The sequence below is a fragment of the Roseibium polysiphoniae genome (assembly GCF_014842925.1).
GTDB classification, from domain to species: domain Bacteria; phylum Pseudomonadota; class Alphaproteobacteria; order Rhizobiales; family Stappiaceae; genus Roseibium; species Roseibium polysiphoniae.
Window position 1 is genome coordinate 1 of record NZ_JACYXJ010000005.1, and the last position, 14,060, is coordinate 14,060.

Here is a 14,060-nt window from a genome sequence, read left to right on the forward strand (position 1 = left end):
TGTCTAAAAGATCAGCGTACCTGCGTAACTCTCACTTAAAACACTCAGCAACATAAGCAACCAAGCATCCGCAAGAACAACGCCGTCCACGCTTCCCTTCCTTCAATACAAATTGTCAAAGAACACTCATCTTGCGACGAGGAGGAAAACGTGACAGACCACTCAGTCGAGTGCCCGTCTCTGTTTTTCCGGTAAAACCGCCGGCCGCTGGCGCCGTTTGTTGTCAGCGCCGCCGTCGATGGAGCGGTTTATACGCAGCACCCCCATATGAGTCAACAAGCATTGTCAAAAAAGATTCACACAAGCCGGACAAGCGATAAATCCCTCGCATTTCTGCGCTTTTCACTAGCCCTAGGCTTATGAAAACCATCCCCTAAGACGCTGTTTCCACCCCACAATTGGCATTTTCCAGCAATCTGCCATCTTTTTAAGCGAGCCTCTTTTCTGCTCATTGTCTTCCGACCGCTCACAGGCCGATTTTGGAGCCTCGTTATCGGCTTTTCCCTGCACCAAAAGGGGCTCTTCCCTATAGGGACTGATTGACAAGGAGCGGAGCCAACGATCTGGCCTTTGTAAAAGGCATTGAGATCAAACAACGCTCTGCCCCACTCCTGCCCGATTATCGCTGCAAAGAATTCCGGCTGCTCCGATGCTGCTTTGGTTTGACCTTTTCGTTTTAAACCGGCATTTTCGCGCCAGCAGAAGAAATGACCAATCAGGTAACGTCTATATGCACTTCGGGCCTTTTCATTCCTCCCAACAGATAACAGTGTCTCTCGGCGACGAGGATCCACTGGTCGTGCAGGATGAAAGGAACGGGCTTCCTGATCGCAGACGCGTCTCCGTCAGGTGGCTGACCGGCACCGTCTTGACCGGCATCACCTCGGTCGTGCTTATGGGCGGCGCCCTTCTGGCCGCGCTCGATGGCCAATATAGTGTTTCCGCGGCAACCGGCCCGGCAAGCGGTGCGCTGACGCTTGACGCCGATGCCACAAAGAGCAGCGGCGCCAAGGGCGACAAGATCTCCCGGCCGGCCGCCGAATTTGCCAACAAGCAGATCATTCCGGTCAACGTCGTGACCAAGGTCGGCGACCGCGAACACATCAAGGTGCGGGACTACACGCTGGTAACCTCCAGCCTCGCCACCCGAAAGAACCAGCAACTCACACCCGAGATCCCGGCCTTCAACCCGCTCAACATGTTCTCGGATGTTCAAAATGTGCCTGAACGGTTGGCGCCCGACACAGTCTTTACAAACTCCATCTATGGCGCAAAGGTCGAGGGCGAGGTCAGTATTTCGCTCACCAGTTTTCCCTCGAACAGTCCATTGATTGATCCGGTTCAGACCCCGTCTGAAGAGGCAATCGAGCAGACAGTTCGTCAATCGGCACGTTTCCTGGCGGTCAATACGGTCGAAACAGCCGCGAGAACCCTGGTCGATCCGGCCCGTTTTGATTTCAATCTCGCCCGTCAGTCAGAGTTTACCCGGCTCGCAGTCCGCATCACCCCGGAAAACGTCTCCTTTATCTCCAAGCAGGACGACGAGGTTCGTTACACCGGCATGGACGAGAAGATCGTGCCGATCGCCGATCAGACGGATGTCATGGATGTCCTGCTCGACAACGACGCCGACCCAAGCGAAGCCGAACTCATTCGCAAGGCCTTTACCGATCACTATGGATTGCAGGCGCTCCAGTCCGGCCACCGGCTTCGCATCGCGTACGCCCCTGCCACCGACGGATCCGGTCGCATGCGTCCCGAACGGGTGAGCCTCTATTCCGACACAGTGCACCAGGCGACTGTAGCCCGCTCTGATACCGGCGCCTACGTGGCAGCCAAGGCACCGACCAATTTCCTTGCTGACGCCTTTGCAGAAGCAGACCGCATTTCCTATGGCGGCCAGACACCCGTTCTCTATGACAGCCTTTACCAGACCGCTCTTGAGCAGGAGATGGCCCCGCCGCTCATTGATGAGCTGATCAGGATCTTCTCCTTTGACGTCGACTTCAATGCGCGGGTCCAGCCAGGCGATGCTCTTGAGGTCTTCTATGCGGACAATGACGGCAGCACGGCCTCCGAAGTCCTGTTCGCCTCGTTGAACACCGGTTCAAGCACCCGGCGCTTCTACAGGTTCCGCACCCCGGATGATGGCGCGGTGGATTTTTATGACGCCAACGGCCAGAGCGCGAAGAAATTCCTCATGCGCAAGCCCGTGTCGGACGGCCGCTTCAGGTCGGGCTTTGGCATGCGCCGCCACCCGATCCACAAGTACAGCAAGATGCACACAGGCGTTGATTGGGCCGCGCCGCGCGGCACGCCGATCATGGTGGCCGGCAACGGAACCATCATCAAGGCCGGCTGGAGCTCGGGCTACGGCCGCCGCATCGAAGTGCGTCACGCCAACGGCTATACGACGACCTACAACCACATGTCGGCCTTCGCCAAGGGAATGAGCGAAGGCACCTCGGTGCGCCAGGGCCAGATCATCGGCTATGTCGGGTCAACCGGACTTTCGACCGGACCACACCTTCACTACGAGGTGATGGTCAACAAGCGCTATGTGGATCCAATGCGCATTCGCTTGCCGCGCGGCCGCGTTCTTGAAGGGGACATGCTGGCGAAATTCGAAGCCGAGCGGCTGCGGATCGACACCCTGCTCGATCGCGCGCGCCGGCCTTCACGGGTCGCATCCGCGCTATAAGCTCGGTCGCTAGCGAGCACATGGGCAACAGCAAAAAAGCCGGCCACGAGGGCCGGCTTTTTCTTTTGTTCATACCGTTCTAGCTTCTCACGTTGCCTCTAGGCAGCTTCGGCAGCACCCTGCCCGACCGAAAAAACCAGTCTGTCGCCACCAGCAGAAACCTGAACGGCCTGACCATCCACCACATCACCCGCAAGCAGTTTCTCGGCAAGCGGATCCTGCACTTCCTTTTGGATCACGCGCTTGAGCGGACGAGCCCCATAGGCAGGGTCGTAGCCTTTTTGCGCCAGCCAGCCAATCGCGCTGTCATCCAGAGAAAGCGAGATCTTTCGATCCGCCAGAAGCCCCCGAAGCCGCTCGAGCTGGATCGCAACGATATCGGACATCTGTGACCGTTGCAGACGGTGGAACAGCACGATTTCGTCGAGCCGGTTCAAGAACTCGGGACGGAAGTGTCCACGAACGGTTCCCATCACCTGATCGCGAACGACATCCGTATCCTCGCCCTCCGGCTGGTTGACCAGATACTCGGCGCCCAGGTTAGAGGTCATGATGATAAGCGTGTTGCGGAAGTCCACGGTCCGCCCCTGGCCGTCCGTCAGACGTCCATCGTCAAGGACCTGCAAGAGGACATTGAAGACATCCCCATGGGCTTTCTCGATCTCGTCGAACAGGACAACCTGATAGGGCCGCCTGCGCACCGCTTCCGTAAGCGCTCCACCTTCCTCATAACCAACGTAGCCCGGAGGCGCACCGATCAAGCGGGAAACGGAGTGCTTTTCCATGAACTCCGACATGTCGATCCGAACCATCGCCGTATCGTCATCAAAGAGGAACCGCGCCAGCGCTTTCGTCAGCTCGGTTTTGCCGACACCCGTTGGCCCAAGGAACATGAACGAGCCAATCGGCCGGTTCGGATCCTGCAGACCCGCACGGGCACGGCGCACCGCCGTCGACACCGCATGGATCGCCTCGGCCTGACCGATGACGCGACTTGCAAGCACATCTTCCATGCGCAGAAGCTTGTCCCGCTCCCCTTCCAGCATCCGGTCGACCGGAATACCGGTCCATTTGGAGACGACCTGGGCGACATGAGACGACGTTACCGCCTCTTCAACCATCGCATCGGCGTCCCCGCTTGCGACCGCTTCCTCCAGCTGCCGCTCAAGCTCAGGGATCAAGCCGTAGGCAAGCTCACCCGCCTTGGCAAGATCACCGCGACGCTGTGCGATTTCCAGGTCGATACGGGCCTGATCAAGCTGCTCCTTGACCTTTTGTTCAAGGTTCAGCTTGTCCTTTTCACCCTGCCAGCGGCGGGTGAGAACATCTGACTCCTCCTCAAGATCGGAAAGCTCTTTTTCCAGTTTTCCAAGCCGGTCCAGGGCCGCCGGATCGTCCTCTTTCTTCAGAGCTTCACGCTCGATCTTGAGCTGAATGATCCGTCTGTCGAGCTCGTCCAGTTCTTCAGGCTTGGAGTCCACCTGCATGCGCAACCGGCTGGCCGCCTCATCCACAAGGTCGATCGCCTTGTCAGGCAGGAACCTGTCCGTGATGTAGCGATTGGACATTGTCGCCGCGGACACGATCGCAGAATCCGTGATCCGCACCCCATGATGCAGCTCATACTTCTCCTTGATCCCGCGCAGGATCGAGATTGTATCTTCGACCGTCGGTTCACTCACGAAAACAGGCTGGAAACGACGCGCGAGTGCTGCATCTTTTTCAACATGCTTGCGGTATTCATCCAGAGTGGTGGCACCGACACAATGCAGCTCTCCGCGCGCCAGCGCGGGCTTCAAGAGGTTAGACGCATCCATGGCGCCTTCGGCCTTGCCCGCGCCTACGAGCGTATGCATTTCATCTATGAACAGAACGATGCCGCCGGCGGCCGCCTCGACTTCCGACAGGATCGCCTTAAGACGCTCTTCGAACTCACCGCGATACTTCGCGCCAGCAATCAGGGCTCCCATATCGAGCGCCAGGAGCTTCTTGTCTTTCAATGACTCGGGCACATCGCCATTGACGATGCGCAGGGCAAGGCCCTCGGCGATCGCCGTCTTGCCGACGCCAGGTTCACCGATCAGAACCGGGTTGTTCTTGGTCCGGCGCGACAGGACCTGGATCGTGCGTCGAATTTCCTCGTCGCGACCGATCACGGGATCGAGTTTGCCGTCACGGGCAACCTGCGTCAGATCCCGGGCGTATTTCTTAAGCGCGTCGTACTGGCTTTCCGCAGTCGCACTGTCCGCCGTACGACCTTGCCGCAGGGCGTTGATCGCCTCGTTTAGGCCGTTTGCCGTAACGCCCGCTTTGGCAAAAAGCTTGCCGACGTCACCTTCCGCATCCATCACGAGGGCGAGCAGAAGCCGCTCGACAGTTACAAAACTGTCGCCCGCTTTTTCCGCAATTTTTTCCGCTTGTTCGAAGACACGCGCCGTCGCCTGGGACAGGTAAAGCTGACCATTGCCGCCTGATACTTTCGGCATCTTGCCAAGCAAACGCTCAATTTCAGACTTAGCGATTTTCGGATCACCGCCAGCTTTTTCGATCAGGCCAGCCGCCATCCCTTCCGTGTCATCAAGAAGGACTTTGACAATATGTTCCGGAGCAAACTGCTGATGCCCCTGCCCAAGAGCAAACGTCTGAGCTGATTGAACAAACCCACGCGCACGCTCTGTGTATTTTTCTACGTTCATTAGAACCTCCAGACCACCGCGCCACCCGAAGCATGGCCGGTTTTTCGGATATCGAGCCCGATAAGTGAGCACCCGAGCGATCTCTTGGAGCATCGCTCACCCAATATAGTGTTGCATAATGACAACAAAAGAGGGGTGCCGAAAATTCCGGAAAAACACGCATCCTTCAGGAACGCAAAACGGCGCCCCTGGGGCGCCGTTCACGAGATCAAAATGAGCTTGTCCGAGACTGACTTACTCGCCCGCAGGCACAGCTTCCGCCTCTGGGGCTTCTTCTGTCGCTTTGGGGCGGCGTGTGCGCGGTGCACGACGCGGCTTTGGTTTCGGCGCATCCTCCACGTCGGCTGCAGAAGCAGCTGGGGCCTCTTCAGACGGCTCTGGGGACGCTTCGGTCTCCGCATCACCCCCATCACTCGAAGTGCGTTTCACGCCACGGCCGCGGGTCCCACGAACACGACGGCGAGGCTTCGCGTCATCATCGTCACCTTCAGAAGCAGCCTCAACCGACTTGGCAGCACCATCGTTCAGTTGGCCTGCTTCATCAATGACGGGCATGTTTTCGATGAACGGCTGTGGGCTGTCCTCTTCGACATACTCACCTGGCTGCTCCGTCTTGGCAGCGCGCTGATGGCGCTCCGGACGATCGCCACGCTCTGGCCGCTCCGGACGCTCGGAGCGCTCAGCGCGATCCGGACGTTGACGGCGCTCGTTCTGGCCTTGTGGTTGTGCTGCAGCTTCCTGCTCTGTCTCATCACCTTCGCCACGTCCGGTATGAGCCGCAGGCTGGCCTTGTGGCTGTGCGGCAGCAACGATGCGAAGATAATGCTCGGCATGCTGGAAATAGTTCTCAGACATGATCCGATCGCCGGATGCCTGGGCATCGCGAGCAAGCTGTTGGTACTTTTCTGCGACATGCAGAGCGGTGCCACGAATTTTGACGTCCGGACCGTTCGATTCGTAGGTCCGGCTTAGCGGATTCGGTCCCTTCCGGGTCCGACCACGCATGCGCTTGTTGCTTTGATTTCCTGGTCTCATCCTGCCGTTTTCTCTTAAGGAACGGCGACCAGCTAAAGCTGGCCCAACATCGGAATTGCCTAATACCGATACGAAATAGCTACCGAAACCAACCGTGAAGGTCAGCGGCTGTCATCTTGCAAAAGCCGTTACGAATTCCATCGTACCGCCAAGCGGCAGATGCAATCGCCAAATTCTGCGACAGTCCGAAAGTCCGGATGGTCCGTTAAACAACGATCTCCAAGCCGCGATATTTGCGTTTGGCCCCACGTTGCCGGATAGGCATGCCCCGCTAAACGCTGATCACGATACTCCGGTCTCGGCGAGGTGAAACTAACCGGTTATTCTTGGTTTTCCAAGCGCTTTTTCACAACAGGCTTAAAACGCACCCGATTCACGCCGCATTGCGAGAACAACCCGGTCATTTCCGGCCAGATCCTGAATGATTTCAATATGAAGAAAGCCGCATTGGCGCAAAAGCTCACTGACTTCCTGTTCCTGATCAAAGCCAATTTCCAAAGCGATTCGCCCATCTGGCGAAAGGCATTGGAGGGCCTGGGGCACAATTTCACGATATGCATCCAATCCGTCAGTACCACCATCAAGAGCACGTCCAGGATCATGCTCGCGAACTTCCCTCGAGAGCCCCTCTACGACCTTTGTCCGGATATAGGGGGGATTGCTCAAGACCCAATCGACACCGGCCCCAAGAGATGACGCGTAGTCAGACCTGACAGGGAGCAAACGCTCCGCAACGCCATGCCGGGCTGCATTGCCGCGCGCGCACTCCAGAGCGCGTTCAGAAATGTCGATTGCAGCGCAAACCGCATTGGGCAGCTCAGTCAGAAGCGCCACAGCGATTGCACCCGTCCCTGTCCCGATATCCGCCAGGACCAGTGACCCTTCGCAAGACACACGATCCAGAACGGCCTGGACCAGTGTTTCCGTATCGGGTCGAGGCTCCAGTGTTTCCTCATTCAGACGGAAGCGGAGCCCCCAGAATTCGCGTTCTCCAAGGATGCGGCCGACGGGCAAGCCAATCAGGCGCTGATCCGCGTACTTCAGGGCAAGCAGCCGCTGTTCGTCTCCAACCTTGTCATCTTCCCGCAAGATCAGATCCGACGGCGAGACTTCCAGAGCAGCCGCCATGAGAAGACGGGCATCCAGATCCGGCGTCTCGAGATTCGCCTCCCGGAACCTCTTCCGCACATCGCGGTAAAGGTCGCCGAAGGTCGTCACGTCAGACACCTTCTGCCGCAAGAAGAGAAGCCTGGTGATCAAGCGTCAATGCTTCAACGACCTCACCAAGCGCCTCGCCGGCAATGATCTGGTCCAGCTTGTACAATGTCAGGCCAATCCGGTGATCCGTCACCCGGCCCTGCGGGAAATTGTAGGTCCGAATGCGCTCCGACCTGTCGCCCGATCCAACCTGCAAACGCCGCGCTTCCGTCCGTTCACTGGCGGCGCGCTCGCGCTCTTCGTCGTAGATACGCGCGCGAAGCAACTGCATGGCCCGCGCCTTGTTCTTGTGCTGCGACCGCTCATCCTGCACCGCAACCACGATGCCGGTCGGTATGTGGGTAATCCGAACAGCCGAGTCCGTTGTATTCACGTGCTGACCACCAGCACCCGATGCGCGGAAGGTATCGATGCGCAGATCACTGTCCTGAACATCCACATCGACGTCTTCAGCTTGCGGCAACACAGCCACCGTTGCCGCTGACGTATGGATGCGGCCACCTGATTCGGTCGCCGGCACCCGCTGCACCCGATGCACACCGGACTCGAATTTCAATTTGGCGAAGACGTTCTCGCCAGAGATCGAGGCTATGATCTCCTTGAAGCCGCCGACTTCCCCTTCGCTGGCGGAAAGCACTTCGACTTTCCAGCCCTGAAGTTCGGCGAACCGCTGATACATGCGAAACAGATCTCCGGCAAAAAGAGACGCTTCATCACCGCCGGTTCCTGCACGGACTTCCAAAATGGCATCATTCGCATCAGCATCATCTTTGGGCAGAAGGCCGATGCGCACATCCTGTGTTAGCGCTTCAAGACTCTCGGAAAGCTCCTCACGTTCCGCTTCCGCCAGCTCACGCATGTCAGCATCTGTCGCTGGGTCATTCAAAAGCGCGTCCGCTTCTGCCAGATCGTCCTGGGCTTTCAGGAGCACACGAACTTTCGCGACCAGGGGTTCCAGCCCAGCATATTCACGGGACAATTTCACATAGGTCGCCGGATCCGGGTTTGCCGACATCCTGTATTCGATCTCGGCAAAACGGTCGAGCAACGTATCGAGCTTGGCACGCGCCAGCATGAGCGCAGATCTCCTAAAAGGTCCCGAAGGAAAAGGGTTCAGTAGCTAGAGCGCCACGTCCATTTCGGACGCATAGCGCTTGAGGAAGTCACGGATATTGGCTTCCGGATGCCCAGGCTCAAGCCTTGGGAGCAATCTTGCCGACAGGCGCCCGGCGTCAAGAGACCGCAACATGGCCTTGATGGGCCCCAGCGAGGCAGGAGACATGGAAAGGTCCCGATAGCCAAGACCTACCAGGGCCATTGCCTCGAGAGGCCGCCCCGCCAGCTCACCGCACAAGGTCACCGGAACATGTGCCTTGTTGGCCTTGTCGACAATCCGCTTCAGGGCCCTCAGAAAGCCGATGTTCAGCGTGTCGAACCGGTCGGCAACGCGCGTGTTGCCACGGTCGACGGCACAGAAGAACTGAAACAGGTCGTTGGATCCGACAGAGACAAAGTCCACCTGGGCCAAAAGCTCATCAAGCTGAAAAAGCAGGGACGGTACCTCGACCATGACCCCAAGTCGGATCTTTTCCGGAACCGCATGATTGTGGCGGCGCAGATGCTTGAGTTCCTTCTCCACAAGCTCACGCGCACGCATGAACTCACTGACATCCGCGACCATCGGGAACATCAGCTTCAGATCCCGCCCAGCGGCAGCCTTCAGCAACGCCCGGATCTGTGTTCGCAAAAGCCCGGGTCTGTCGAGGCCAAGTCGAAGCGCCCGCCAACCCATGGCCGGGTTTTCTTCCTGAATTGACCTCAGATACGGAAGAACCTTGTCTCCGCCGATATCGAGCGAGCGAAAGGTCACCGGCTTGCCGTCGGCAGCATCCAAAACCTGCTCATATTGAGCCTGCTGCTCGCGCATGCGTGGGAACGACGAGGCAACCATGAACTGCAGTTCGGTGCGGAAGAGCCCAACCCCAGCTGCGCCAGCCTCTGCCAGGTGAGGCAAATCGACGAGCAGACCCGCATTCATCTGCAGGGAAAACTCGACACCATCCTTGGTGACCGACGGTTTGTTGCGGAGCCTGCGGTACTGCGCCTGGCGACGCGCCCGGAACCGGACCTTCTCTGCATAGGCGTTTTCGACGTCCTGTGCCGGCCGCAAGTGAACTTCGCCAGCATCACCGTCAACGATGATGCCGTCGCCTGCGTCTGCGAGGCTGACAATGTCGTCGACCTGACCGACCATCGGAATGCCGAGCGCACGCCCGACTATGGTCACATGGCTGGTCGGACCGCCTTCTTCGAGGACAAGCGCACGAATGCGGTCTCGGCCGTAATCGAGCAGTTCGGCGGCCCCCATGTTGCGCGCCACGATGATCGCATCTTGCGGCAGCTCGGCCGGCGTCGGCCCATGCCCACGCCCCATGAGCTCCCGGATCAGCCTGTGCGCGAGGTCATCAAGATCGTGCAGCCGCTCGCGTAAATAGGGGTCGGTCTGCCGTAACATGCGCGCGCGCATGTCGCTTTGAACCTTTTCCACCGCAGCTTCAGCGGTCAGGCCGTTGCGGATGGCTTCCTCGATCTTCCGGATCCAGCCGCGATCATAGGCAAACATCCGATAGGCCTCGAGCACATCCCTGTGCTCTCCCATAGCCGCGATGTCACCGCTGGCAAGCAGGTCATCGATCGACAGGCGCAGACGGTTGATCGCGCCATCGAGGCGCGTCTTCTCCGCGTCCGTATCTTCTGAAATCAGGTTTGTAACGACGACCCGCGGTTCGTGCAGAACCACATGGCCAAGACCAACACCCTCCGCCAACGCCACGCCATTGGCGTGGATCGGCCGCGACATGTCGAGCCCGGTGTCTTTCTGGGCAATCGCCTCAAGCTCACCAGCGGCGACCATCTCGGCAATGACCATCGCCGTGGTCTGAAGCGCTTCGACCTCATCTTCCAGATAAGTCCGGTGAGATTGATTCTGGACGACCAGAACGCCAAGCGTCCGTCCGGCCCGCAGGATCGGCACACCAAGGAAGGAGTTATAGGCTTCTTCGCCCGTTTCAGGCAGATAGGCAAAGCCCGGATGGGCACGCGCATTGGGAAGGTTCAGTGGCCTGGCTTCCGCGGCGATCAGACCGACAAGCCCTTGTCCGACTCGCAGGGACGCTTGGTGAACAGCTTCCCTGTTAAGGCCTTCGGTTGCGTAAAGCTCCAGAACCCCGTCGGCCCTGAGAATATAAACGGAGCAGACCTCTGCGACCACATTGGACGCAATCAGGACCACAATCTTGTCGAGCCGTTCCTGCGCCTTGATCGGCTCCGCCATGACTTCGCGAAGCCGGCGGAGCAACAGGCGCGGACCCGCCAGGTTGCTGCGCATCGCTTACCCCATCATGTCCCGGACGCCCACCGCAGGGTCCTTGGCGGGCCTGGCCGGGGCGAGTCGGAGTTCTATCCGTCCAACCCGTATAGCGAATGGAGAGTCCGCACTGCAAGTTCCGTATAGGCAGAATCGATCAGAACCGAAATCTTGATTTCCGAAGTGGTAATCGCGCGGATGTTGATGCCCTTCTCCGCGAGGCCGCGGAAACACTGGGCTGCAATACCTGCGTGAGACCGCATCCCGATGCCGATCACCGAGACTTTGACCACATCCGTCGCACCTTCGAGATTCTGGAAACCGATGTCGCCACGGTTATCCTCAAGAACCTTGATCGCGCGCTCATAGTCGGTTTCAGGCACGGTAAAGGTGATGTCGGTGGTTTTTCCGTCCGGAGAAATGTTCTGGACAATCATGTCCACATTGATGTTGGCATCCGCCAGCGGACCAAAAACAGACTGCGCGACACCTGGCTTGTCAGCCACATCGCGGATGGAGATCTGGGCTTCGTCTTTGGCAAATGCGATGCCGGTGACAACTTGCTGTTCCACGAGTTCGTCCTCGTCGCAGATAAGGGTTCCAATGGGAAGGTTGTCATCGCCAACCTGCGGGGCTTCTGGGTCGTCAAAGCTGGAACGGACGAATGTCCGAACACCATGGACCATAGCCATCTCGACTGACCGTACCTGAAGTACTTTCGCGCCAAGCGAGGCCATTTCAAGCATTTCTTCAAAAGACACGCGGTCAAGACGGCGCGCTTTGGGCACGATCCGCGGGTCCGTCGTGTAAACGCCGTCGACATCGGTGTAGATATCGCAGCGGTCGGCCTTGATCGCAGCTGCAATGGCCACAGCGCTCGTATCCGAGCCGCCACGGCCAAGTGTCGCGATGCGGTTGTCCGGGGAAATGCCCTGGAAACCAGCCATGACCGCCACTTGTCCTTGCGACAGGCGTTCAATCAGCAGACTGCCGTCAATTTCCTTGATGCGGGCCGCACCATGGTTCTCGTCTGTCTTGATCGGCACCTGCCAGCCTTGCCAGGAGCGGGCGTTGACGCCCATGTCCTGAAGGACGATGGCAAGCAGACCGGAGGTCACCTGTTCCCCGGAAGCGACGACGGCGTCATACTCGCGCGCATCGTGCAGGGCAGAAGCCTCACGGCAGAACTCCACAAGCTTGTTTGTTTGCCCGGCCATGGCGGACACGACGACCGCCACCTCATGCCCGGCTTCCACTTCACGTTTGACGTGGCGGGCCACATTTCGGATGCGGTCAAGGTCGGCAACCGAAGTACCGCCAAATTTCAAAACCAGTCGCGCCATTGCTGTCGTATTCTTTTCATCGAGTGACGAGGGCACATGATGCACCCGGCGGATCGGGCGCCATCCATACAGGCACAGCGCAATTGCCGCAACAGCGTCCCTTGACAAAAGAGGCAGGAGATTAAAGGACACTGGATCAAATCGGGAGCGCGCCTATATTCATCACTCCCAGGGAAAGGAACCGAAATGGCCGAGGCAAACAGCACCACGACTGGAACCGTCGATGACGCGGAAGTCGCCCGGTTTTCGGCAATGGCTGCCGAATGGTGGGACCCGACCGGCAAGTTCAAGCCGCTGCACAAGTTCAGCCCGGTTCGACTCTCCTATATCAAGGAAAAAGTCTGCGCGCGCTTTGATCGCGATCCGAAGGCACCGGATGCGTTTAAGGGCCTTCGCTTTCTGGACATCGGCTGCGGTGGCGGCCTTTTGAGCGAACCCATGGTGCGCCTCGGCGCAGAGGTCGTCGGCGCTGATCCGTCGACCGTCAACATCGAAATTGCAAAGCTGCACATGCAGAAGTCCGGTCTCGAAATCGACTACCGGGCAGAGACCGCCGAGCAGCTTGCTGCAGTCGGTGAAACCTTCGACGTTGTGCTCAACATGGAAGTTGTCGAGCACGTGGCCGATGTTCCCCTATTCCTCAGCGAGACCGCTCAGATGGTCCGACCGGGCGGCCTGATGTTTGTCGCCACGATCAACCGGACGCTCAAGGCCTATGCTTTGGCCATTGTCGGCGCCGAGTATGTCTTGCGCTGGTTGCCGAAGGGCACGCATTCCTATGAAAAGCTCGTCAGGCCGGACGAGATCGAAGGACCGCTTTCCAGTGCGGGTATGCAAATTTCGGATCGTTGCGGCGTCAGCTTCAACCCGCTGACCGACACCTGGAACCAATCCCGGGATATGGACGTCAACTACATGCTTCTCGCCGAACGGGCTGCCAACTAGGAGCAAGCGCTCCATGGAGCCGATTGTTTTCATTCCCGGCCTGCTGTGTACCGAGATCCTCTTCGCGCCGCAGATCGTCGCTTTTGCCGATCGCCCTCTGCTCGTGGCTGACCACCGTCAGCACGACAGCATTGCCGCAATTGCCGCCAGCATCCTTGAGAACGCCCAGGAACGGTTCGCCCTCGTTGGGCTCTCCATGGGCGGTTACATTGCGATGGAAATCATGCGGGTCGCACCTGAGCGCGTTTCCAGACTGGCGCTCCTGGACACAAATCCGCGTCCGGACACGCCGGACCAGATCAAACGCCGTGAATTCCTGATCAAGCTGACGGAGAAAAAGGGCTTCACCAAGATCCCGCATCTTCTCTATCCGGGCTTTGTCCATGCGGACCTCGAGAATGATGAGGCCATGAAGGCAACCGTTGTGGAAATGGCGAATGAAACCGGGGCCGAGGCCTTCATCCGCCAGATGAAAGCGGTCATCGGGCGGATCGATTCCCGTCCCGGCCTGCCGGACATCACCTGCCCAACGCTCGTGCTTGTCGGCGACGGCGACACGCTGACACCACCCGATCTTTCCCGTGAGATCCACGCTGGTATTCCGGACAGCCGGTTGGCGATCATCGAAGGCTGCGGTCACCTGGCAACGCTCGAAGCTCCCGACGCGGTCACGGCGGAGTTGAAACGCTGGATCGGCAGCACCTCCATGCATTCCCCGCGCTGAACGCGGAAAAGACCTTGCCCTTCCTGTGAGC

The 14,060-nt window shown here is 58.7% G+C and carries 9 protein-coding genes; 3 read left to right on the top strand and 6 right to left on the bottom strand.

Going from position 1 to position 14,060, the window contains the following annotated elements:
• Nucleotides 1–799 precede the first annotated feature (799 nt).
• Nucleotides 800–2,701: a peptidoglycan DD-metalloendopeptidase family protein gene (locus IG617_RS12980; protein ID WP_209008466.1), complete on the top strand. Its 1,902-nt coding sequence runs from the start codon at nucleotides 800–802 to the stop codon at nucleotides 2,699–2,701.
• Nucleotides 2,702–2,799: 98 nt separating this feature from the next.
• Here IG617_RS12980 and clpB read toward each other — a convergent pair whose 3' ends face one another.
• From clpB to IG617_RS13010, 6 genes are all read right to left on the bottom strand, one after another.
• On the bottom strand, nucleotides 2,800–5,397 hold the full coding sequence (clpB, locus tag IG617_RS12985; protein WP_192109666.1) for an ATP-dependent chaperone ClpB: 2,598 nt from the start codon (nucleotides 5,395–5,397) through the stop codon (nucleotides 2,800–2,802).
• Nucleotides 5,398–5,631: 234 nt separating this feature from the next.
• Nucleotides 5,632–6,432 (bottom strand): DUF4167 domain-containing protein, encoded by an 801-nt coding sequence (locus tag IG617_RS12990; RefSeq protein ID WP_192109667.1) that lies wholly within the window; start codon nucleotides 6,430–6,432, stop codon nucleotides 5,632–5,634.
• Nucleotides 6,433–6,789: 357 nt separating this feature from the next.
• On the bottom strand, nucleotides 6,790–7,650 hold the full coding sequence (gene prmC, locus IG617_RS12995; RefSeq protein WP_209008467.1) for a peptide chain release factor N(5)-glutamine methyltransferase: 861 nt from the start codon (nucleotides 7,648–7,650) through the stop codon (nucleotides 6,790–6,792).
• 1 nt (nucleotide 7,651) lies between these two features.
• The gene (gene prfA / locus IG617_RS13000; RefSeq protein ID WP_192109668.1) at nucleotides 7,652–8,725 is read right to left on the bottom strand and encodes a peptide chain release factor 1; all 1,074 of its coding nucleotides are present in this window, start codon (nucleotides 8,723–8,725) and stop codon (nucleotides 7,652–7,654) included.
• A 45-nt stretch (nucleotides 8,726–8,770) separates the two neighbouring features.
• Nucleotides 8,771–11,038 (bottom strand): phosphoenolpyruvate--protein phosphotransferase, encoded by a 2,268-nt coding sequence (gene ptsP / locus IG617_RS13005; RefSeq protein ID WP_192109669.1) that lies wholly within the window; start codon nucleotides 11,036–11,038, stop codon nucleotides 8,771–8,773.
• Nucleotides 11,039–11,109: 71 nt separating this feature from the next.
• Nucleotides 11,110–12,360: an aspartate kinase gene (locus IG617_RS13010; protein ID WP_192109670.1), complete on the bottom strand. Its 1,251-nt coding sequence runs from the start codon at nucleotides 12,358–12,360 to the stop codon at nucleotides 11,110–11,112.
• Nucleotides 12,361–12,546: 186 nt separating this feature from the next.
• On the opposite strand from IG617_RS13010, the gene ubiG reads away from it, so the two are divergent.
• Both ubiG and IG617_RS13020 read left to right on the top strand, forming a co-directional pair.
• Nucleotides 12,547–13,305, top strand: coding sequence for a bifunctional 2-polyprenyl-6-hydroxyphenol methylase/3-demethylubiquinol 3-O-methyltransferase UbiG (ubiG, locus tag IG617_RS13015; protein ID WP_192109671.1), 759 nt, complete (start codon nucleotides 12,547–12,549; stop codon nucleotides 13,303–13,305).
• Nucleotides 13,306–13,318: 13 nt separating this feature from the next.
• Nucleotides 13,319–14,029, top strand: a complete 711-nt coding sequence (locus IG617_RS13020; RefSeq protein WP_192109672.1) for an alpha/beta fold hydrolase — start codon at nucleotides 13,319–13,321, stop codon at nucleotides 14,027–14,029.
• Nucleotides 14,030–14,060 lie beyond the last annotated feature (31 nt).